General features: G+C 59.1%; 19 protein-coding genes and 1 tRNA gene. 7 read left to right on the top strand and 13 right to left on the bottom strand.

All coding sequences use genetic code 11. The annotated features are described in order from the left end of the window. Positions 1 to 3: 3 nt before the first annotated feature. The 4 genes from TL5118_RS03900 to TL5118_RS03885 all read left to right on the top strand — a co-directional run bounded on the left by TL5118_RS03900 (position 4) and on the right by TL5118_RS03885 (position 3799). Positions 4 to 954, top strand: coding sequence for an MBL fold metallo-hydrolase (locus TL5118_RS03900; protein ID WP_058245563.1), 951 nt, complete (start codon positions 4 to 6; stop codon positions 952 to 954). Between the two features lie 142 nt (positions 955 to 1096). After that, a complete protein-coding gene (locus TL5118_RS03895) occupies positions 1097 to 2710 on the top strand; it encodes an FAD-dependent oxidoreductase (RefSeq protein WP_058245564.1) in 1614 nt (537 codons plus the stop codon). Between the two features lies 1 nt (position 2711). Beyond that, complete coding sequence (locus TL5118_RS03890) at positions 2712 to 2918, top strand: DUF2783 domain-containing protein (protein WP_058245565.1); 207 nt, start codon at positions 2712 to 2714, stop codon at positions 2916 to 2918. 107 nt (positions 2919 to 3025) lie between these two features. Then, positions 3026 to 3799, top strand: a complete 774-nt coding sequence (locus TL5118_RS03885; protein WP_058245566.1) for an HpcH/HpaI aldolase family protein — start codon at positions 3026 to 3028, stop codon at positions 3797 to 3799. 112 nt (positions 3800 to 3911) lie between these two features. Here the strand turns inward: TL5118_RS03885 and TL5118_RS03880 are convergent, their stop codons facing one another. From TL5118_RS03880 to TL5118_RS03825, 12 genes are all read right to left on the bottom strand, one after another. Beyond that, the gene (locus TL5118_RS03880) at positions 3912 to 4355 is read right to left on the bottom strand and encodes a molybdenum cofactor biosynthesis protein MoaE (protein ID WP_058245567.1); all 444 of its coding nucleotides are present in this window, start codon (positions 4353 to 4355) and stop codon (positions 3912 to 3914) included. Positions 4356 to 4366: 11 nt separating this feature from the next. Continuing rightward, positions 4367 to 4612 carry a molybdopterin converting factor subunit 1 gene (moaD, locus tag TL5118_RS03875; RefSeq protein ID WP_058245568.1) on the bottom strand — a complete coding sequence of 82 codons (246 nt, stop codon included), beginning with the start codon at positions 4610 to 4612 and terminating at the stop codon, positions 4367 to 4369. Between the two features lies 1 nt (position 4613). Further along, entirely contained in the window at positions 4614 to 5276 is a 663-nt protein-coding gene (pgsA, locus tag TL5118_RS03870; RefSeq protein ID WP_058245569.1) for a CDP-diacylglycerol--glycerol-3-phosphate 3-phosphatidyltransferase, read from the bottom strand. Positions 5277 to 5361: 85 nt separating this feature from the next. Then, a complete protein-coding gene (locus TL5118_RS03865; RefSeq protein ID WP_058245570.1) occupies positions 5362 to 7563 on the bottom strand; it encodes an ATP-binding protein in 2202 nt (733 codons plus the stop codon). 50 nt (positions 7564 to 7613) lie between these two features. After that, positions 7614 to 8108 carry a molybdopterin-dependent oxidoreductase gene (locus tag TL5118_RS03860; protein ID WP_058245571.1) on the bottom strand — a complete coding sequence of 165 codons (495 nt, stop codon included), beginning with the start codon at positions 8106 to 8108 and terminating at the stop codon, positions 7614 to 7616. A gap of 148 nt (positions 8109 to 8256) precedes the next feature. Continuing rightward, positions 8257 to 10122: an excinuclease ABC subunit UvrC gene (gene uvrC / locus TL5118_RS03855; RefSeq protein ID WP_058245572.1), complete on the bottom strand. Its 1866-nt coding sequence runs from the start codon at positions 10120 to 10122 to the stop codon at positions 8257 to 8259. Positions 10123 to 10416: 294 nt separating this feature from the next. Further along, complete coding sequence (locus TL5118_RS03850; protein WP_058245573.1) at positions 10417 to 11199, bottom strand: SDR family oxidoreductase; 783 nt, start codon at positions 11197 to 11199, stop codon at positions 10417 to 10419. 19 nt (positions 11200 to 11218) lie between these two features. Next, the gene (locus TL5118_RS03845) at positions 11219 to 12166 is read right to left on the bottom strand and encodes a calcium/sodium antiporter (protein ID WP_058245574.1); all 948 of its coding nucleotides are present in this window, start codon (positions 12164 to 12166) and stop codon (positions 11219 to 11221) included. Between the two features lie 3 nt (positions 12167 to 12169). After that, complete coding sequence (locus tag TL5118_RS21305) at positions 12170 to 12337, bottom strand: hypothetical protein (RefSeq protein ID WP_165590013.1); 168 nt, start codon at positions 12335 to 12337, stop codon at positions 12170 to 12172. A gap of 1 nt (position 12338) precedes the next feature. Then, on the bottom strand, positions 12339 to 13136 hold the full coding sequence (locus TL5118_RS03835; protein WP_058245596.1) for a S49 family peptidase: 798 nt from the start codon (positions 13134 to 13136) through the stop codon (positions 12339 to 12341). Between the two features lie 149 nt (positions 13137 to 13285). After that, on the bottom strand, positions 13286 to 13936 hold the full coding sequence (locus TL5118_RS03830; protein WP_058245576.1) for a GntR family transcriptional regulator: 651 nt from the start codon (positions 13934 to 13936) through the stop codon (positions 13286 to 13288). Between the two features lie 48 nt (positions 13937 to 13984). Then, positions 13985 to 14698, bottom strand: a complete 714-nt coding sequence (locus TL5118_RS03825) for a M48 family metallopeptidase (protein ID WP_058245577.1) — start codon at positions 14696 to 14698, stop codon at positions 13985 to 13987. A gap of 96 nt (positions 14699 to 14794) precedes the next feature. Between TL5118_RS03825 and TL5118_RS03820 the strand changes: the two genes are divergently transcribed. The 3 genes from TL5118_RS03820 (at position 14795) to TL5118_RS03810 (ending at position 18354) form a co-directional block, all read left to right on the top strand. Next, the gene (locus TL5118_RS03820; RefSeq protein WP_058245578.1) at positions 14795 to 15115 is read left to right on the top strand and encodes a TIGR02300 family protein; all 321 of its coding nucleotides are present in this window, start codon (positions 14795 to 14797) and stop codon (positions 15113 to 15115) included. Positions 15116 to 15226: 111 nt separating this feature from the next. Next, a tRNA-Ala gene (locus tag TL5118_RS03815) sits at positions 15227 to 15302 on the top strand. A 637-nt stretch (positions 15303 to 15939) separates the two neighbouring features. Continuing rightward, the gene (locus tag TL5118_RS03810; protein WP_058245579.1) at positions 15940 to 18354 is read left to right on the top strand and encodes an ATP-binding protein; all 2415 of its coding nucleotides are present in this window, start codon (positions 15940 to 15942) and stop codon (positions 18352 to 18354) included. A gap of 6 nt (positions 18355 to 18360) precedes the next feature. Here the strand turns inward: TL5118_RS03810 and TL5118_RS03805 are convergent, their stop codons facing one another. Then, positions 18361 to 20070 carry a Na/Pi cotransporter family protein gene (locus tag TL5118_RS03805; protein ID WP_058245580.1) on the bottom strand — a complete coding sequence of 570 codons (1710 nt, stop codon included), beginning with the start codon at positions 20068 to 20070 and terminating at the stop codon, positions 18361 to 18363. Between the last annotated feature and the right edge of the window lie 178 nt (positions 20071 to 20248).

Genomic DNA, 20248 nt, shown 5'->3' with positions numbered 1-20248 from the left:
CCCATGGCCAAGGCATTTGCCTCGCAAGGCGACATGGCAGAAAAAACCATCAGCTTCACCGAAGTGGGCGAAGGGCTTTATGCCTTCACCGCCGAGGGCGACCCAAACTCGGGCGTCATCATCGGGGATGACAGCGTCATGATCGTGGAGGCTCAGGCGACCCCGCGTCTGGCCAATAAGGTCATTGAATGTGTGCGCTCGGTCACGGACAAGCCGATCACCCATGTGGTGCTAACGCATTATCACGCGGTACGGGTTTTGGGGGCTTCGGCCTTTGGGGTGCAGAACATCATCATGTCCGACACCGCGCGCTCGATGGTTGTCGAACGTGGGCAAGAGGATTGGGACAGCGAATTTCAGCGCTTCCCCCGTCTGTTTGAAGGCCATGAGAGCATCCCCGGCCTGACCTGGCCGACCACCACCTTCTCAGACTCGATGACCGTGTTCCTTGGCAGCCGCCGGGTGGATATCAAACATCTGGGCCGCGCCCATACGGCGGGGGATGCGGTGATCCATGTGCCGGATCAGAACGTCATGTTCACCGGTGATATCGTCGAATACCACTCGGCCTGTTATTGTGGCGACGGGCATTTCAAAGATTGGGGCAACACTCTCGACAACATCAAAGCCTATAACGTCGATGCCATTGCACCAGGCCGTGGCGATGCGTTGGTCGGCCATGAGATGGTCAATGCAGCGATCGAAAACACCCGTGATTTTGTCGAAAGCACCTATCGCCCCGCCGCCCGTGTGGCCGCGCGCAATGGCACACTGAAAGAGGCCTGGGACGCCGTGCGTGCCGAATGCGATCCGAAGTTTTCGGACTATGCGATCTATGAGCATTGCCTGCCCTTCAACGTCGCCCGCGCCTATGACGAGGCCCGCGGCATCACACATCCCCGCATCTGGACCGCTCAACGCGATCTGGAAATGTGGGAGGCTTTGCAGGGTTAAGCGGGTGTCGGGCGGTTTGATCCAGATCGTGCCGCCCAACCGCAAAACATACGACGTTTCCAGTGCGCTGACGACCTGTTGAGGTCGGCAGACCAGTGTTTTGTGCCTCACGGAACAGGCACCATCTCGGGAGGAGACCAAGATGAACAAGATATTCGAAGTGCCCCTCTACCCCTATGCGCGGTCAGAGGATCAGGATGCCGCCGCGCCCGTACGGCGCAAGGTGGTGATCATTGGCGCAGGCCCCGTGGGGCTGGCCGCCGCGATTGATCTGGCCCAACAGGGGATTGAAGCGGTCATTCTGGATGACAATGACAAGGTCAGCTTTGGCAGCCGCGCGATCTGTTTTGCCAAACGCCCGTTGGAAATCCTAGACCGTCTGGGCTGTGGCCAGCCGATGGTCGACAAGGGGGTGCAGTGGAACCTTGGCAAGGTCTTCTTTGGCGACCGCAAGGTCTATGACTTCAACCTCTTGCCGGAAGAGGGCCACAAGCGCCCTGCCTTCATCAATCTGCAGCAGTATTACTTCGAAGAATATCTGGTGCAGCGCGTCCGCGACCTGCAGGCTGAGGGCGCACCGATTGAGATCCGCGGCAAGTCCAAGGTCGAAGCGATTGGCACCCATCCCGATCACGTCGCGCTGGAGGTAGAAACGCCTGAGGGCAGCTACACGTTGGAGGCCGACTGGCTGATCGCCGCGGATGGCGCGGGCTCGCCCACGCGGCGGATGCTGGGGCTGGATTTTGTTGGACGGGTGTTTGAGGACAACTTCCTGATCGCGGACGTCGTGATGGACGCCGAGTTTCCAACTGAACGCTGGTTCTGGTTCGATCCGCCCTTCAACAAGGGCCAGTCGGCGCTGCTGCACAAACAACCCGATGGCGTCTGGCGCATTGACTTGCAGCTGGGCTGGGACATCGACAAGGAAGAAGAGAAAAAGCCCGAAAACGTCATCCCGCGCCTGAAGGCAATGCTGGGCGATGAGGTGCAGTTCGAGTTGGAGTGGGTCTCGATCTACACCTTCCAATGCCGCCGGATGGAGAAGTTCCGCCACGGCCGCGTGCTCTTCGCCGGTGACTCAGCGCATCAGGTCAGCCCCTTTGGGGCGCGTGGTGCAAATTCAGGCGTACAAGACACCGACAACCTGTGTTGGAAGCTGAAACTGGTGATCGACGGCGTGGCGGATGAGGACCTGCTGGACAGCTATGACTATGAACGAGTGGTGGGTGCGGATGAAAACATCCTGAACTCCTCACGCTCAACCGATTTCATCACGCCCAAGTCGGACATCAGCCGGATTTTCCGTGATGCGGTGCTGGATCTGTCAGAGCACCACGCCTTTGCGCGGCCTCTGGTCAACTCGGGCCGGCTGTCGCTGCCTTGCACCTATGACTATTCGCCGCTGAACAGCACCGATACCCTGCCCGAAGCGCCGGCGCGGGCGCGCCCCGGCAGCCCCTGCCCGGACGCGGATCTGGGCACGGGTTCGGGATACCTGCTGGATCAGCTGGGGGATCGCTTCACCATTCTGGCCCTGAACTGTGTGGCTGCACCACTGTCAGAGGCCGGGCTGGATCTGGACGTGATCTCCATCGCCGCCCCGCCGGGCAGTGATCTGGCGGCCCGTTACCTTGGGCTGGCAGAATCGGCGGTGTATCTGATCCGCCCTGACCAACATGTGGCCGCCCGCTGGGATGGCTATAGCGAAACCGCCCTACGCGCCGCGCTGCGCCGCGCCATTGGGAAGGAGCAGTAAGATGCCATTGAACCTCAGTGCCAATCTGGGCAATGCCGATAATTTCTACGCCGATCTGCTGGCCGCACATGACGGCCTCAGCAAAGCGCAGAGCGATGCATTGAACGCACGGCTGATCCTCATTCTGGCCAATCACATCGGGGATAACGACACGCTGCGCGAAGCATTGCAAGCCGCCGCCACAACGGGCGCAATTGACGCGGGCTAAGGCCGCTTCCCTAACAAACCGTCAAGCCGGTTTTCCCGGCTTGACCCGCCCTCCGCAAGGTGGTCCTGTCTGCGCCACGTACACCCGCAGACCCGAGGAGACTGCCCATGCCCGCCCCGACCAACATGTTCAAACAGCGCCTGAAACAGGGTGAGCTGGTCATTGGCTGCTGGGCAGGTTTTGCCGATCCCTATCCCACCGAATTGATGGCAACTGCAGGCTTTGACTGGCTGGTGATTGACGGCGAACACGCGCCCAATGACCTGAATTCAATCACTGCGCAGCTGCAAGTTCTGGAGGGCAAACACTCCGAAGCCGTTGTGCGCCTGCCGGTAGGCAATGAATGGCTGATCAAGCAGATGCTGGATGCCGGGGCGCAGACCCTGCTGATCCCGATGGTTGAAAGCGCGGAACAGGCGCGCGAGTTGGTTCGGGCCTGCCGTTATCCGCCCGAAGGCATCCGTGGCTCAGGCGCTGCACTGGCGCGGGCCTCACAGTTTGCTGCGATCCCGGATTACGCTCAAACAGCCAACGCGCAGATTTGCCTGCTGGTGCAGGTCGAAACTGTAAAGGGCATGAACGCGCTGGATGAAATCCTCGCCGTTGAAGGTGTGGATGGCGTGTTTATCGGCCCCTCGGATCTGGCCGCCGACATGGGGCTGTTGGGGCAGACCGAACACCCCGAGGTGCGCGCGGCAATTGAGGCAGGTCTGGGCAAAATCGCGGCCTCAGACAAGGCGGCGGGTATTCTGGCACTGGCGGATGAGGCAGCAGATCTTTACCGCGCATGGGGCGCGCAATTCCTGGCCGTGGGGATTGATGTGGTGATGCTGGCGCAGGCTGCGCGGGCGCTGATGGCAAGCTGGGATGCGAAACGGTAAGGCAAGGTAAGGCAAACACGCCGTTCCGCGGCAGGGGCGTTGCCCCTCGCCGTTCAAAAGAAGTGTTTTTGAACGGCTTCACCCCAGAGTATTTTAGGAACGATGAAAGACGTTACCAGCGGTCCAGTGCCGCTTCGTCTTCGTCTTTGGCCTCAACCCACTCAGACCCGTCTTTGGTGATCTCTTTCTTCCAGAAGGGGGCGCGGGATTTCAGGTAATCCATCAGGAACTCAGCCGCCTCAAAGGCATGCGCCCGGTGGCGCGAGGCGGTGCCGACCATCATGATCCGGTCCTGTGGGCGCAGCACGCCGTAGCGGTGGATGATCAGCACATCCCCCAGATCCCAGCGCGCCATCGCGTCTTCGGCGATTTTGGTCAGCGCCCGTTCGGTCATGCCGGGGTAATGTTCCATCTCCATCCGGTCCATGCCCGCGCCAGGCAGATCGCGGGTGATGCCGGTGAAGGTGACCACCGCGCCCATATTGACCTGGCGATCGGTAAAGGCCTCAACCTCATGGCCCAGATCAAACGGCGCTTCCTGTACGCGGATGTCCATCGTGCCCCCCTTTAGCCGCCGGTCATCGGCGGGAAAAAGGCCACTTCGCGCACGCCCTCAAGCGAGGCGTCAAAATCGCTAAGGTCCTGATCCAGTGCAACACGCAGCGCCGACAGATCAGCAAAGGCGGCGGCATAGCGTTCTTCACGCGCTTTCAGCTCTTCGACCAGTTCACCAACTGTTGTGGCGCTAGAGTCCAGCGTTTCGCGCGGAATACCGATCCGTTCCCGAACCCATGCAAAATAAAGCACATCCATCTTAATTATCCTTCAGATGCGGCCGCGCCTTGTTGAAGTAATCCAGCCCGGTGATGAAGGTCAAAAGCGCCGCGACCCACAACAGCACCAGACCGGCATTGCCAGCCCAAACCATTCCGCTGAGTTTCCACGCAAGACCCAGATCATCCGGCAGTTCACCTGACAGGATCTGGGCAACAATCTCATCGTTCATTCCCAGCACACTCATGCCGAAGTAGTGCTCAAACACACCTTGGGCAAACAGCAGGGCAATGGCCACCATTTGGGCGGTGGTTTTCCACTTGGCCAGTTTGGTCACTTTCAGCGTGCCGGCCGTATCGCCAAGGAATTCGCGCAGGCCCGAAACAAACACTTCGCGGAAGAGGATCACAGTGGCCGGCAGCACCAGCCAGGGTGACATGGAGGAATAGCCCACGATCACCATCAGCGCGATCACCACCATGGCCTTGTCCGCAATCGGATCCAGCATCGCGCCCATCTTGCTTTCCTGTCCCCAGGACCGGGCGAGGTAGCCATCAATCCAATCCGTGAGCGCCGCCAAGACAAACAGCACGAGGGCAAACCAGTCAGCGTAAGGCCTTGTGAAGTATAGAAACATCACGGCGACACCGGGCGCGGCCAACAGGCGCGCAACGGTCAGGATATTAGGGATCGTCCAGGTCATGCCCAATCCTTACCCTGTGACGTGCGCCGGGGAAAGTGGCGCGCCGGCCTTTCTTGAAAACGGTTCCGGACGTGACCCTCTTGCGTCAGCTTAGGGAAGGACCTTTCAGGTCCCCGCGTCCCTCAGGCACCGCACCGGGCAACCAGGATTGAAGGCTTTGCGCCAGCGTTTCGATCTGCAGCGGCTTGGTCAGATAGTCCGACATGCCCGCCGCCAGGGAACGCTCTGCCTCCTGCGGCAGGGCTGATGCCGAGATGGCAAGGATGGGAATAGCAGCACTGCCACTCTGGGCCTCCTCACTGCGGATCTGGCGCGTCATGTCGAGCCCGTCCATCACCGGCATCTGGCAATCGGTAAGAATGGCGTCAAACTGGCCTTTTCGCCAATGCTCCAGCCCTTCCTGCCCGTTTGTGGCGGTTTGATAGCTCACGCCCAGAACCGTCAACTGGCGCGTCAGCACCGAAAGGTTCAGCGGATTGTCCTCAATCACCAGAACATGGGCCGCACGGCCTGCATCCCTCCCCTCGCTTCCTTTGCCAACCGTCTCAATCTGCAGCGGTGGCAGCAACATTGGTGGCTCACCGGGGACCAAGACTTCGGGGCGCGCCTGTACAACGGGTTTTGGACCCTTCCAACGGCCGCTGAGCATCGCGATGCCGCGCACCAGATCGCTGTGATGCATCGGATAACGGTAGGACACGTATAGCCCCGGGGCGGTCAGCCCCTTTGGATTGCCACGCGCGGGGTCCATCACCATGATTTTCAGATCCGCATGCTCCTGCAGCAGCACATCCATTTCCTCGGCATTTTCTTCAAAGCTGCCCAGCCCCAGAACTAAAACGGCCTCGCCCCCGGCCTGTTTGATCTGGGCAGCCATGTCGCTGCGATTTTCCGCGATATGAACAACGGCGCCGCGGCGCTCAAGGCTTTGCCCCATCCGGGCGGAGAAATTAAGGTGATCCATCCGCAAGATGACGTGAACCCCCTCTACATCCGGCAAGGTCTCCTCACAGATGGCGGGTAGATTTGGGATGGTGACGGTGAAGGTTGAGCCATCGTTGGGTGTGCTTTCCACCTCAAGCACACCGCCCATCAGCTCCACCAGATTGCGGGTGATCACCAACCCCAGACCGGTGCCGCCAAACTTGCGGGTTGTGGATTCTTCGCCCTGATTGAAGGGGTGAAAGATCCGCTCAATCACCTCAGGCTCCATGCCGATGCCCTTGTCGATGACCCGGAACTGCAGGCGATCAGGATCCCGTGCGACCGAGACCCAGAGCTGCACGTGGCCCAGTTTGCCATCCTCGGACCGGCTGAATTTGATGGCGTTGCTCAGCAGGTTCAGCAAGATCTGGCGTAACCGCAAGGCATCGCCTGAAACGCAATCCGGCACCTCAGGATCAACATAAACCTGAAAACGCACATTGTTGCTGCGTGCCTCCACCGCCAGAGATTCCGCTGCACGCTCCACCGCCTCCAACAGGTTAAACGGCTGTTCCTCCAGCTGCATTTTGCCGGCATCAATTTTAGCCGCATCCAGAATGTCATCGATGATGCGCAGCAGGAAAAACGCGGAGTCGTTGATGTTTTCGATCATCTGGCGCTGAGCGTCCGTCATCGGTGACTGCTTCAGCAATTCCAACAGGCCCACGATCCCATTCATCGGGGTGCGAATTTCATGGCTCATGTTGGCGAGGAAGGCCGATTTGGCCTGGCTGGCGGTTTCCGCCTCAATCCGCCGGTTCGCCTGAATTTGCTCCGCCCGCATGAAAACCAGAATCACCGCGCAGATCACAAGGGCAGCCAGGATCGAAACCGACGCCACCCGTATCATCACACCTTTGCGGTGTTCCACCGTCTCCATCAGGTGCAGTTGCAACTGGAACCGGTTCTGCGTCACCTGTTCGTATTTGATGGTGCTGCGGTCAATCAGCGCCAGAAGTTGATCCAACCGCGCCAACTGGTCCACGGAAGCGTCCAGGCCACCCGCCCGCATGATGGCCTCAATCTCATTGAGATCACGCACCATGTCATCCACCAGTTCCTGATTGTGCGCAAAGGGCGAGGCGGTGAAGCCAAGTGCAGCGCGGATCAGATGGTTGGCCATTGTCAACTTGGCGGGATCCGCCGTGAGCTGCGCCTGATCATAGGCACGCATGCTGCGATGGGTCAGCTGAGACACCTTGAAAGAGTAGCGCGCCGATTCAACAGCGCTGATCGTGTCTTCGGCGGTTCTGCGGGCCTGGTTTTCAGAACGCAGCGCAAACCCAAAAAGCGCTGCAACCACCAAGGCGCCTAGGAGAACAAGAATAATCACCCGGGGGGCAGAAAGCCCGATCAGTCTTGGAATTCGATTTCGGTGATCATCCACACCCATTTAGCCACTGTTTCCTGATGTAATCGTTTTGTTTCGTCATAGTCCGCGATGACCACACGCATTGGTCCCCTTGTTTCAAATTCAAGAAACTTGCCATTTGCGCGTGTGGCAAGAAGAACCTCCATTTCCTGCCATTCCTGACGTGAAAACTGCGCCTGATAGTGGTCAATAGCAGTGAGCGTGACACTTTGCGTCTGACCAGTGCCGAAAGTTTCGATCAGGTCAGTTAGCCAAACGCCTGCATACTGATCGGCGTTTGCTTCATGCGGATTAAAGGTCTCAACCTCGGCCAGACCAATCGCTTCGAGATCTGCGATACTCACGCTCTGCGTGCCAGCGGTCACGTCACCGCTGAGGTGTACCACATCCTGTGGGCCAGCCCATGCAGCCGGCCCCCAGATCGCCACATTCATCACCGCCGTAACGGCGGCGTAGTGCAGGAATTGTCCCGACATATCGCCTCCCTTCGGTGTTCGTCATCCGAAGCGGCCTGGGCGCCTGTTCCTTTGCCCGAAGCCGCAGAACAGTCCCAATACTATTGAGGGCCGGCAAAACAAAAGCAAGCGTTCCCCATGGGTTGCGGCACAACCCTAGGCGGGTAAATCAGCCTTTTTCATGGAAAAAGTCATAAATTGTCTGCGCCAAAGTGTCTGAAATCCCCTCAACCGCGCGCAAATCTGCAAGGGCTGCTCGACTCACCGCTTTGGCAGATCCAAAGTGCGCCAAGAGCGCCCTTTTGCGCGTCGCACCAACACCCGGCACCTCATCCAAGGGGGTGGCTCCGATTGATTTGGCGCGTTTTGCGCGATGGGTCCCGATGGCAAACCGATGCGCCTCATCCCGCATGCGTTGGATGAAATACAGCACCGGATCATTGCGTTGCAGCGCAAAGGGCCGGGTGCCGGGACGATGGAACTCTTCCTTGCCGTGATCACGATCCACACCTTTGGCGACCCCGACCATCGGAATGTCCTCCACCCCGTATTCTTCCATAATCTCCTGCACCGCAGACACCTGACCGGCGCCACCATCGATCAACAGCAGATCGGGCCACATGCCCTTGTCGCGGTCCGGGTCCTCTTTCAGCAGGCGTTTGAACCGGCGCGTCAGCACCTCTTTCATCATACCGAAGTCATCACCGGGGGTCAGATCATCCCCCTTGATGTTGAATTTGCGGTATTGGTTTTTCATGAAGCCTTCGGGCCCCGCGACAATCATCCCCCCCACCGCATTGGTGCCTTGGATGTGCGAGTTGTCGTAAACCTCGATCCGCCCCGGTGCCGCGTCGAGGCCAAAGGCCTCCGCCAGACCGTTCAGCAGTTTGGTCTGGGTGGCGCTTTCGGACATTTTACGTGCCAGACTTTCGCGTGCATTGCGAAGCGCCCCGTCGACCAGCTCAGCCTTTTCACCGCGCTGGGGGACCAGAATTTCCACCTTGCGCCCCAGCTTCTGCCCAAGGGCTTCGGCCATCAGATCCGGATCATCAATCGGGTGCGACAGGATCAACTGCCGCGGCGGTTCCTTGCTGTCGTAGAACTGGCCTAGGAAGGCTTCCAAAACCTCGGGCGCCTCAATATCCACGCCAACGCGCGGATAGAAATCACGGTTACCCCAGTTCTGTCCCGCCCGGATAAAGAAGACCTGCACACAGGCCTGTCCGTTTTCCATATGCAACGCGACGATATCGGCCTCTTGCACGGTGCGCGGGTTGATCCCCTGCACCGTCTGCACCTGCGTCAGCGCCCGGATCCGGTCCCGCAGGGCGGCGGCGCGCTCAAACTCCATCGCTTCGCTGGCTTCCATCATCTGTGCCGCCAGTGTTTCCTGAATTTCGGTGGACCGGCCTGACAGGAACTGTTCGGCATCTTTGACAGAGGCGGCGTAATCCTCAGCCGAGATTTTGCCGACGCAGGGGCCAGAGCAACGCTTGATCTGATAGAGCAGACAGGGCCGGCTGCGGCTGGAAAACATCGCATCGGAACAGTTCCGCAGCAGGAACACCTTCTGCAATTGGTTCAGGGTTCGGTTGACCGCGCCAGCGCTGGCAAAGGGACCGTAATAGCGGCCCTTCGATTTCTTGGCGCCACGATGCTTGGTGATCTGCGGGAACTGATGTGTTGCCGTCACCAGAATGTTGGGAAAGGATTTATCGTCGCGCAGCAGCACGTTGTAGCGCGGCTTCAGCTGCTTGATCAGGTTCTGTTCCAGCAACAACGCCTCAGTTTCTGTCTGCGTTGTCAGAAACATCATCGAGGCAGTTTCCGAAATCATCCGGGCAATGCGCCCCGAATGTCCCGCCGGTCGGGCGTAGTTTGACACCCGCGCCCGCAGATTTCGCGCTTTGCCAACGTAGAGAACCCGCGCCTGCGCATCCAGCATGCGGTAGACGCCGGGCGAAGCGTCCAGCGTCTTGAGATAGTCTTGGATCAGGGCGTGGCCGGTCAGAGAATCGGCAGAGGAATCGGTCATAGACCAGAGATATGATTCCCTCTGCCCGGCTGCAATCTTTGGAGCGATGGGGCAAGAGGAAAGCTTTCCACGGTTTATGTGGATAACTCTGAAGATATCTTTTGGGGAACCGCGCTTTTTCGTTATTTTTGGGTGATTTTGTTGATTTGCCTAAAAATTAGGCGACATTATAACTATTTGAAATTAAATAATACTTTTCTTTAAAATTACCAAGTAGTTGAAATTGTTAAATATTTGGTAACAACTTCGTAACAAAACTGGCCCACGTGCAAAACTTTGGCACGGACTCACCTTCTAGCCGCGCTTATTGATGATATCCGGGGTCTGCCAGGCCAGATGCTGACCACCATCGGCACAGATCAACTGCCCCGTCACAGCCGGCGAATCGAGGAAAAATCCAAGCGCAGCAGTGATATCGCTGACATTGGCCCCACGCTGCAGAATAGACCGCTGGCGTTGCGCATCAAAGTGGTCCTGAGTTTGCCGCGCACCAATTAAGGTGGTGCCGGGGCCGATCGCATTGACCCGAACATGTGGGGCCAACCCCAAGGCTGCGGTCTGGGTAAAGGTCCACAGCCCCATCTTGGCCAAAGTGTAGGTCATGAACTCTGGCGTCAGCTTGCGCACGCGCTGATCCACCATGTTCACCACCAGACCCTGCGGCATCAATTCACCGTTTTCGTCCCGCGTCGCCTCAGGCACTTGGGCGGCCATCGCTTGGGTCAGCACAAAGGGCGCCCGAAGGTTTGAGTTGAAATGCCGATCCCAGCTGGCGCGGGTGGCCGTTTCCAGCCGGTCATATTCAAACACGGAGGCATTGTTCACCAGACAGGTAACGGGCGTGTCAAAGGCGGCCGCCACGCGCGGGAACAACCCTTCGGTCGCCGGCTCATCCAACAGATCGGCCTGAAAGGCCTCAGCCTGCCGCCCCATCGCGCGGACCTCGGCCACAACCTCTGACGCCTCAGTGGCGGAATTGGCATAATGCACGGCAAGATCGTGGCCACGACGTGCCAGATAAAGCGCCATCGCGCGCCCCAGACGCTTGCCCGCGCCGGTCACCAATGCAACTGCCATGGGCCCCTCCCGTTATAAATCAGTGCAGAACCGTGAAGATATAGGTGACGTAAAGCCCTGTCAGCACCACGCCCCAGATCCGGGTGATATTGGCACGCAGGAACACAAACGGCACCAGCAGCAGGGTTGCGCCCAGCATGACCCAAACGTCAAACTCCAACAGGTCAGGATCAACCGGAATGGGACTGACCACTGCGGTGACGCCTATCACTGCCAGCAGGTTGAACATGTTTGAGCCAATGACATTGCCCAGCGCCACGTCAGCCTGCCTGCGGATCGCTGCCATCACGGTCGTCGCCAGTTCTGGCAGTGAGGTGCCGATGGCCACCAAGGTCAGACCGATCACGGTTTCCGTGATACCAAACATGCGTGCGATGGTCACGGCGCTGTCCAACAACAGGTCTGCGCCCAGTGGCAGGCCGATCAGACCCAACACAAGGTAAGTGATGATTTTCCACCAGCGCATTTCAGGATCCGCGCCTTCTGGTTCTTCCAGATCATCATCTTCGCCCATGGCGCGGTGCGCCTTGGCCTGAAAGAAGGCCCAGGTCAGCGTCGCCGCAAGTGCCGCCAGCAACACCACACCGCTGACAAAGGTAAACGTGCCGAAGAAACAAAGTCCGATGAACAAAAGGCTGCCGAACACCATCTGCAGATAGCTCATCTTGGTGTTGCAATGGGCGGAGTGCATCGTCGCGATCAGCGCCGGCACCCCCAGCACCAGCAACACATTGGCGGTGTTGGACCCGATGACGTTGCCCAGCGTGATCCCCGGCTTGTCCTCCAGCGCGGCGGTGATTGAGATCAGCAATTCAGGCGCTGAGGTGCCAAAGGCCACCACCGTCAGGCTGACAATCAGGGCCGGGATGCCGATGCGCAGTGACAAATTCACCGCGCCTTTCACCAGTGCGTCCCCCGCCAACAGCAAGATCACCAGCCCAAGGGCTGCGTAAAGCCATTCCATCATGTCTTAGCGCACTCCTTTGGTGCAGGGGCACGGGCCCTTGCCGATCTTGAACCGGCCACAGCGGGAACAGCGGGCCGAGGCCAGCCGTTTCTGGCCGGGAATTTTCACTTTGCCGAACATCGCCAGAACTGCCATGCCGATCAAAAAGAAGGTGATGATCTTAAACAGCATATCAAAGCCCAAACCGCGCATATGCGGCGCGTTCTTCCAGCAGGCTGGTGGCGTCCTGCGCCAGCGACATGCCAAAGCGCGACAGGACCCCACGTTTGCGCCCATAGGTCAGGAAGCGCACCTTGTCGCCGTAGATCTCTTTCAGCTTCGGCGTCACATGGCCAACGCCATCAATCAGCCCCAGCGCCTGCGCTTTCTCAGCCATCCAGATACGTCCGGTGAACAGGTCAGGATCTTCCGCCAATTTGGTGCCACGGCGCTCCTTGACGTAGCCCTCAAACACCTGATGCATGTCGCCCAGGATCTCTTTCAGACGCGCAACATCTTCTTCCTTTTCCGGCAGGAAGGGATCCAGCATCGATTTCGATTTGACTGAGGTGTAGACCCTGCGTTCAACGCCGTGCCGGTTAAGCAACTCATGTGCGCCAAAGCTGGAGGAAATCACCCCGATTGAGCCAATGATTGAGGCCGGATCGGCATAGATGTCATCAGCGGCCGCGGCCAGCCAATAGCCCCCCGAGGCCGCCACATCTTCGACGAATGCGTGTACCGGGATCTTCTTTTCCGCTGCCAGCCGTCGCACCCGCGCGGCAATCAGCGAAGATTGCACAGGGGAGCCGCCGGGCGAATTGATCACCAGGGCCACCGCCTGCGGTTTCCCTTTGCGGAACGCGCGCTCAATTAGTGGTGCCAAGGCGGCATCATTGAGGGGGGCACGATCACCTGATGCGATCATACCCTGCATCCGCACCACAGCGACCCGTGGGCGTTTCGATTTAAACGGCAGCTTAATCATCATATCGCCCATTTAGAGACGCAGCCCCTTTCGGACAAGGGAGCGGGGCAATGCCCCCACGGTTTCGTGACGGAAAAGACTCGGTTTTTGGGGCCTCGGGCAGATGGTAGCGAAAACATCCCATTTGATCCTGCCCCCCAACCAGCCTTACCTCAGCTGGCCAGCATCTTGAGGCCCTGCGTCACGTCAGAGCGCACCGCCAGCCGCAACCCCGGTTCATCCCCTGCCCGCAGGGCCGCGATGATCAGGCGATGGAAATGCGGCGGCTCTGTGCGGCGCAGCCGACCATAAAGGGCGCGCATGGTTGGTCCCAGCTGCAACCAGACGGTTTCCGCCATGGCCAGCATCGCCGGGGCCTGCGCCCGCAGATAGAGCGTGCGATGAAATTCAAGGTTGGTGCGGATGTAGGCCACGGCATCTTTGTGCGCGACCGCTTCGGAGATAGCACCGTTGATGGTCTGCAGACGTTCGATCAGCGCCATATGCGCCCGCGGCATCGCACGGCTGGCCAGCTCAACCTCAATCAGGCTGCGCAGCGCCGCCAGTTCTTCGATCCGCTCATTGCTCAACTCGGGCGTCGCCACCCGCCCCGAGGTCGAAAGCGTCAGCGCGCCCTCAGCCACCAGACGGCGCACCGCCTCACGCGCCGGTGTCATCGAGACTTCGAACTCTTTACCGATCCCGCGCAGGGTCAGCGCCTGCCCCGGTCCGATCTCCCCATGCATGATTCGGGTCCGCAGACCGCGATAGACACGATCATGGGCAGAAGAGGGTGAGGCTTCGGGGCGTGGATTGATCAGCATGGGACTATGTGATCACAAATCGACACAGGGTCAATTGGCTTTCTGCGCTCAATTGCCAAAGCGATAGCGATGCAGCTCAGAACCGTTTTCGCGCAGCCAGCCCCGGGCTGCGCTGTAGTCGCCATAAAGCTCCTCAACCTGACGCCAGAAGGCGGCGGAGTGATCCATATGCCGCAGATGCGCAACCTCATGGGCGGCAACATATTCCAGCACCTCCATCGGCGCCATCACCAGCCGCCAAGAATACATCAGCACCCCAGCCGAGGAACACGACCCCCAGCGCGACCGGGTGTCCCGCAGGGAGATCCGGCTATAGGGACGTTTCAGATCTGCCGCATAACGATCCGAGGCCGCAGCCAGCTGTTCCCGGGCCAAGGCTTTGAGAAAGGCGGCCAATCTGCGCCCGGCGGTCTCAGGATTGCCGGGCACCAGGATCTGCTGATCGCGCACCACAATACGCCGCCCCTGCCCGGCCAGTACCTGATGCGGCAGACCGTAAATGGGCAGTTCACAGCCAATGCCGACATCAACAACCTCAGGCCGGCTGGCGATCTGGCGGCGCAGCCACTCTGCCTTCTCCGCGGCGAAGGCCAGCCCCTGACGCTCAGCCACCCCGTTGGGCAGGGTCAGGGTCACCTTGGCATCCAGACCAGAGACACGCAGCGACAGTCGGCGCGCCTGCGCCGAACGTCGCAGATGCACTTCGACCGGGGGATCACCGGCCAGAACATGAGGTGCATTGTCGCCTTTCTGCTTGGGCATCGGGTGCCTATCCTTTAAAGCCTTTGACACGCAAAGCCTGTTATGGCAGGTGGCCCTGATTGTCGACAAGACCATGTGAATTGAGAGGGATCCCTGATGCCCAAAGAAGAATGGGGTGTAAAGCGCGTTTGCCCCACCACCGGCAAGCGCTTCTACGACCTGAACAAAGACCCGATCGTCAGCCCCTACACTGGCGACATCGTTGAGACCGAAGCCACCAAGAGCCGCATGATCTCTGCCGACGCAGAGGATGCTTCGGCGAAGAAAGCAACCGCGTCCGATTCGGATTCGGATGGCGATCTGCTGGAAGATGACAACGTTGACGTTGAGCTGGATGATGACCTGCTGGACGACGACGATGATGATAACGTTTCGCTGGATGAACTGGCTGACGTTCCCGCAGAAGACGACGAATAAAAAATATCCTGCGGGTGGAATTTTCCGCTTGCGCCCACCCGCAGGAGCCTCTAGATAGCGGCGCACAGGCTAACACAGCCTGCCACACAAGCCTCTAAGGCTTGGGAAATTGGGGCCTTAGCTCAGCTGGGAGAGCGCCTGCATGGCATGCAGGAGGTCAGCGGTTCGATCCCGCTAGGCTCCACCAAATTCCCTCTCGAAAAATATGTTTTCGCTAGTCGCCACGCATATCGCGTGGTTTTCGTTTTGCATGTCCCGGCAAAGCGACCGCCTGCCATGCGCCCCGCGAGCTGCCCGACGGTCCCCCACAGCGTGGCGGTTTAGGAGGCAGCCCCCCTGGCCACGCCCTGCCGGACCCAACCGGATCAAAGGTCAGGAAAGCCCCACTTTTCCTACCGTAGTTTCCGCATCTCACCAAAGCGATGGACGCGAATCAGTTTTGCGCGAAATCTGTCGTGAATTGCCCCACATGGCCGAAGCTTTCCAAAACTATCCAAAGGAGAGTGGAAACTGCCGAAACTTTAACCCAAAACTTGCCATTACGACGTGTAATTGACGCGGTACGCCCTTAACAACGCGGACAAATCCCTTATCCTCAGAGCAGATTGAAATCTGCGCACATCGCGTCAGAGTTTAACGAGAAGATCAAGAGGTTCGCGCTGTCAAAGCCGTTTGCCAGAGATGACGCTCAGGCCGCAAAGCTGCGGGAGGGGACGGTAAAGACGGGATGGCAATCGCCACCCCGCTCTGCTGGTGCACGCCGTTCCTCTCATGACAGCGATCATCAGGCGTTAAGAGTCCTCAACGCCTTTGCGATCGATCTGATGAAAATCCCCTCCAAGGCAGAATTGGCCTGGTATGTGGCGCGCGAAGTGGTCGCCCAGTTGGGGTTTGCGGATTGCGTGGTCTATTACACTCAAGCGGATGGCAAAACGCTACGCCAAATGGCGGCGCTGGGGGACGTCAAAAACCCGCAACTCTGTGAAATCATTAACCCGCTGATCATCCCCTTCGGCCGTGGCATTACTGGTACGGTAGCCCAGACCGGTGACGCGCAGGTGGTCAATGACCTCTTGGAGGATAAGCGCTATATCCCCGACGTGATACCGGCCCGGTCTGAGATTTGCGTTCCGATCAAAATCGGAGACCGGGTGGTCGGTGTGATCGATTCCGAGGACGCGCGCCCAAACCACTATACCCCTTGGCATCAGGAACAGCTGGAAACCATCGCAGCGATGATGGCTGCGCGGATCAACCTGCTGGAGCAGGACAAAAGCCGCGAACTGGCCGCTCAGCTGCGCCATAGCGAAGCGCGCTTTCGTGATTTCACCGAAACCGCTGCCGATTGGGTCTGGGAAACGGATCGTACCCATGTGTTCCGTTTCGTCTCTGGCAGCTTGGCATTGGACCAGGACACTGGCCTCAGCGCCACGGATCTGCTGGGTGAAAACTGCCGGGTTCTTGGCGCCAAACGGATGCACCGCGACCGGCAGGCCGACCTTTTGCACCAGCTGCAAAGCCAGCAGGTGTTCAAACAGCTCCGCTTCACCACCAAGACTCCGGATGGCCGCCGGCGGATCATGAGGATCAGCGGCAAACCCTTGTTCGATGCTTCAGGCAATTTCCAAGGCTATCGCGGCACCGGTGTCGATGTCACCGAGCAAGAATTGACCCACGAACGCCTGACGACACTCTACCGGGTGATTGACGCGATGGCGGAACCGATCGCGGTGTTTGATCCCGACGATTGCATCTCCTTCACCAATGCGGCCTTCAAGGAAATGCACGCCCGGGTGCCCCGTGCTATCCGCCAGGGCGTCAGCTTCCGCAAACATCTGGAAATTCTGGCCGACGCTGGACAGATCACTGACGTCGAAGGCGACATGAAGCTTTGGGTGGAGCAGACAGTGGACCGCCACCAGAACCCTCAAGGTACGTTCGAATTCCATCGCGACGGCTCCGGCTGGTTCCAGGGCAGTGAACGCAAGCTGCAAAACGGCTACCAGGTGCTGTTGCTGACCAACATCAACCGTCTGAAAGGGGTGGAGCAAAAGCTGATTTCGGCCCGTGAGGCGGCGGATGCAGCAAACATCGCCAAGTCCGAATTCCTGGCCAATATGAGCCACGAAATCCGCACCCCGATGAATGGCATCATTGGTCTGACGGAGTTGCTGCGGCAGCGGCTTGCGGATCCGGAACTGGTTCACAAGGCAGAAACCATCAGCCAGTCCGCCAATGCATTGCTGCGGATCATCGATGACATCCTCGATTTCTCCAAAATCGAAGCACGAATGCTGCAGGTTGAAGCGCACCCCTGTAATCTGACCACGCCGCTGCAACAGCTAGTAGAAATCTACCAACCGCTGGCCGAGGATAAGGGCCTGGCCATCACCCTGGACATCACCGCCGATTTGGCGCCAGTGCTGTCGCTGGATGAGGGGCGCCTGCGACAGATCCTGTCTAACCTGCTGAGCAACGCGGTGAAATTCACCCCAGGCCGCGCCGAAGGTCATGCCGGATTGGTGGAGGTTCTTGCCTATCAGAACGACGAAGGACAATTGTCCATCGATGTGATCGACAACGGCATTGGCATTTCGCAAGAGGCCGCGGCGCGCATCTTTGATCCGTTTTCGCAGGCAGAAAACAGTACCACCCGCCGGTTTGGCGGCACCGGTCTGGGCCTGTCAATCAGCCGGAACCTTGCCCAGTTGATGGGCGGGGATCTGACCCTGATGCAACGCGATAGCGGCAGCCAGTTCCGTGTGACCCTGCCCTATGAGCCACTGTTGGATCAGCAGCCTTCGCCTGCGGCGCCGATGCAACCGCATGAAATGCCATTGCCCCCGATGGAACTGGCAGAGGTCGCAGAAACCGCCCCAAAACGCATCCTTGTGGTCGAAGACAATGACATCAACGCCATGGTGATCTCCAAACAGTTGGAGACGCTGGGCTACGCCGCAACCCTTGCCAATGACGGGCTGAAAGGCCTGGCACTGTGGCAGAGCGGTGAGTTTGATATGGTGCTGACGGATTGCCATATGCCCGAAATGGACGGTTACGATCTGGCCCGCAGCATCCGCAAGCTGGAGGCCGAGAGCGACCGCGACCGCTGCCACATCATTGCGATCACCGCCAATGCCCTGAAAAGCGAAGAGGCCAAATGCCTTGCCGCCGGGATGGACGCCTTCCTGGCCAAGCCAGTGACCATCGCCACCCTGCGCAACGCGCTGCAGGTCTAACGGGGATCAGCCCCCCGCCTTAACCCGTTTTTCAGGCGCGTCCTCATCCGTCATATCCACATCCAGCGCCTCGATCAGGCGCGTGTCCAGCAGCTGACCGCCACGGTAAAGGATAGGATAGCAGACCGATGCCACGTGGCTGTTCACCTCCCGAATGGCGCGCAGCACCTCTAGATGAATATCACTGGATTCAAAGCTTTTCTGACTGCCCGAGGCCAGCCGTTTCAAATGTTTCTTCCGGCTCGACCGCTCGGCGCGCGTCATTTCGTTTTTTTCTTCCAGCAGCAGGCGGGCTGTCTCAATATCGTCTGAGATCAACACGTTGGAGGCCAGCCCGATGTTGGACATCAGCCGTTCATGCAGTTGCGTCAGTTCCTCTTTGCCAGACTTCGAGAACACGATCCCTTCGGCGTCGCGACGTTTGGCAAGCGGCAGCAGCACCTTGGCCACCAGATCCCCACCGGTTTCCAGCGCGATAGCATATTCCGTGAGTTCACGCGCGGCTTTCTGGTCGGCCTTGCTCATCTCATCCTGCGGCATGGCAGCGACGTAGCGGCGAATTTCGTCCAGCGCCTCATTCACAAACCGATCCCGCGCGATCAGCGTGCCCGCCCGCTGTTTGTCATACCGCAGCATCAGATCCATCACCGGTGCCGCCATGCTGGCCAGCACCTGTTCCATCCGCAGCACTTCGCGTTTCAGGTTGGCAAGCGCCAGCGCCGGTGTGCTGAGCGCCGCGTCGTCCAATACGCTGACAAATTCCGGCGGGCGATCAGCGTCTTCATCCGGCACATCCGGCAGGAACCGCAGCAAGGGCGGCTCAAGAAAACGGGTGAAGGGCAAGGCCAGCAACAGCAGACAGTTGAAAGCGACATGCATGTTGATCAGCGTCTGTGCCGCCTGTGCGGTGCCCAGGAAGGACAGCGCTGGCAGGCGATTGACCAGAACCAGCATCAAAATCGCACCGGTGCCGCGCAACAGGAAGTTGGCAAAGGGCACCCGGCGCGCGGTGGGCGACAGGCTGCGGGTCAACCAGATCGGGATCAGCGCCGAACCAAGGTTGGCGCCAAGCACCAGCGATACACCGGCAATCACCGGGATGGCGCCGATATCAACAAGGGTCACGCACATCAGGATCACCGCGACCGACGAATGCATAAACCACGCAAGCAATGCGCCTATCACAAAGGCCGTGACAAAATCATTGGCCAGAAAGCTGGCAATCGATGGCAGGAAGGCACTGTCCCGGATCGGGTCCATGGTTTCGCGCAGGAAGCGCAGCGAAATCAGGATGAAGGCGATGCCCAGAATGATCCGCCCTGCCTGTTTCAAACGGCGCTGGTCTGATTTGATGAAGAAACCACCACCCAGCGCCAGCAGCACCGGCACCAGCCATTCCAATTCAAAGGACAGCACCTGGATCAGCAGCGCCGATCCTAGATCTGCGCCCAGCACAACCGACAGACCCGCAGCAAACCCCAAGGCCCCCGTGCCGGCAAACCCTGCGACCAGCAGTGCCACCGCGGCCGAACTTTGCAGGATGATCGCCATCACAAGCCCGGTTGAGGCCGCGCGCAGCGGGTTGGTGTTGGCCGTCACCACGCGACGGAAAGAGGGGCCAAAGGCACGTTCGATCCCTGTCCGCACCATCCGCACCGCGTAAAGCAGCAGCATCGTGGCGCCCATCAGCTGGACGACAAAGGAAAGGATCAACATGGTCTGCCTCCTGTTTTTTCTGCTCGTTTGCCCAGAAGCTGCCCGTCAGGGATGTCTCAAAACCAGCGCCGGAGCCGAGTGTTTTTTGGCAATTCCCCATGCATAGCACAAAAATTCCCCTATACGGCAAGGGTTTGGCGCTCACTCTGCCGTGAATTTTCCGCAATTGCCGACGAAA

The sequence above is a fragment of the Thalassovita autumnalis genome, assembly GCF_001458255.1.
In the GTDB taxonomy this organism is placed as follows: Bacteria; Pseudomonadota; Alphaproteobacteria; order Rhodobacterales; family Rhodobacteraceae; genus Thalassobius; species Thalassobius autumnalis.
Note: the sequence above shows the minus strand (reverse complement) of the source record. Positions and strands in the feature narration are given on the sequence as shown.

What these genes read in the sequence shown, in the direction of transcription:
- TL5118_RS03900 (WP_058245563.1), top strand. Translation starts at nt 4, where the DNA reads ATGGCCAAGGCATTTGCCTCGCAAGGCGACATGGCAGAAAAAACCATC.
- TL5118_RS03895 (WP_058245564.1), top strand. Translation starts at nt 1,097, where the DNA reads ATGAACAAGATATTCGAAGTGCCCCTCTACCCCTATGCGCGGTCAGAG.
- TL5118_RS03890 (WP_058245565.1), top strand. Translation starts at nt 2,712, where the DNA reads ATGCCATTGAACCTCAGTGCCAATCTGGGCAATGCCGATAATTTCTAC.
- TL5118_RS03885 (WP_058245566.1), top strand. Translation starts at nt 3,026, where the DNA reads ATGCCCGCCCCGACCAACATGTTCAAACAGCGCCTGAAACAGGGTGAG.
- TL5118_RS03880 (WP_058245567.1), bottom strand. Translation starts at nt 4,355, where the DNA reads ATGGACATCCGCGTACAGGAAGCGCCGTTTGATCTGGGCCATGAGGTT.
- moaD (WP_058245568.1), bottom strand. Translation starts at nt 4,612, where the DNA reads ATGGATGTGCTTTATTTTGCATGGGTTCGGGAACGGATCGGTATTCCG.
- pgsA (WP_058245569.1), bottom strand. Translation starts at nt 5,276, where the DNA reads ATGACCTGGACGATCCCTAATATCCTGACCGTTGCGCGCCTGTTGGCC.
- TL5118_RS03860 (WP_058245571.1), bottom strand. Translation starts at nt 8,108, where the DNA reads ATGTCGGGACAATTCCTGCACTACGCCGCCGTTACGGCGGTGATGAAT.
- uvrC (WP_058245572.1), bottom strand. Translation starts at nt 10,122, where the DNA reads ATGACCGATTCCTCTGCCGATTCTCTGACCGGCCACGCCCTGATCCAA.
- TL5118_RS03850 (WP_058245573.1), bottom strand. Translation starts at nt 11,199, where the DNA reads ATGGCAGTTGCATTGGTGACCGGCGCGGGCAAGCGTCTGGGGCGCGCG.
- TL5118_RS03845 (WP_058245574.1), bottom strand. Translation starts at nt 12,166, where the DNA reads ATGATGGAATGGCTTTACGCAGCCCTTGGGCTGGTGATCTTGCTGTTG.
- TL5118_RS21305 (WP_165590013.1), bottom strand. Translation starts at nt 12,337, where the DNA reads ATGCTGTTTAAGATCATCACCTTCTTTTTGATCGGCATGGCAGTTCTG.
- TL5118_RS03835 (WP_058245596.1), bottom strand. Translation starts at nt 13,136, where the DNA reads ATGATGATTAAGCTGCCGTTTAAATCGAAACGCCCACGGGTCGCTGTG.
- TL5118_RS03830 (WP_058245576.1), bottom strand. Translation starts at nt 13,936, where the DNA reads ATGCTGATCAATCCACGCCCCGAAGCCTCACCCTCTTCTGCCCATGAT.
- TL5118_RS03825 (WP_058245577.1), bottom strand. Translation starts at nt 14,698, where the DNA reads ATGCCCAAGCAGAAAGGCGACAATGCACCTCATGTTCTGGCCGGTGAT.
- TL5118_RS03820 (WP_058245578.1), top strand. Translation starts at nt 14,795, where the DNA reads ATGCCCAAAGAAGAATGGGGTGTAAAGCGCGTTTGCCCCACCACCGGC.
- TL5118_RS03810 (WP_058245579.1), top strand. Translation starts at nt 15,940, where the DNA reads ATGAAAATCCCCTCCAAGGCAGAATTGGCCTGGTATGTGGCGCGCGAA.
- TL5118_RS03805 (WP_058245580.1), bottom strand. Translation starts at nt 20,070, where the DNA reads ATGTTGATCCTTTCCTTTGTCGTCCAGCTGATGGGCGCCACGATGCTG.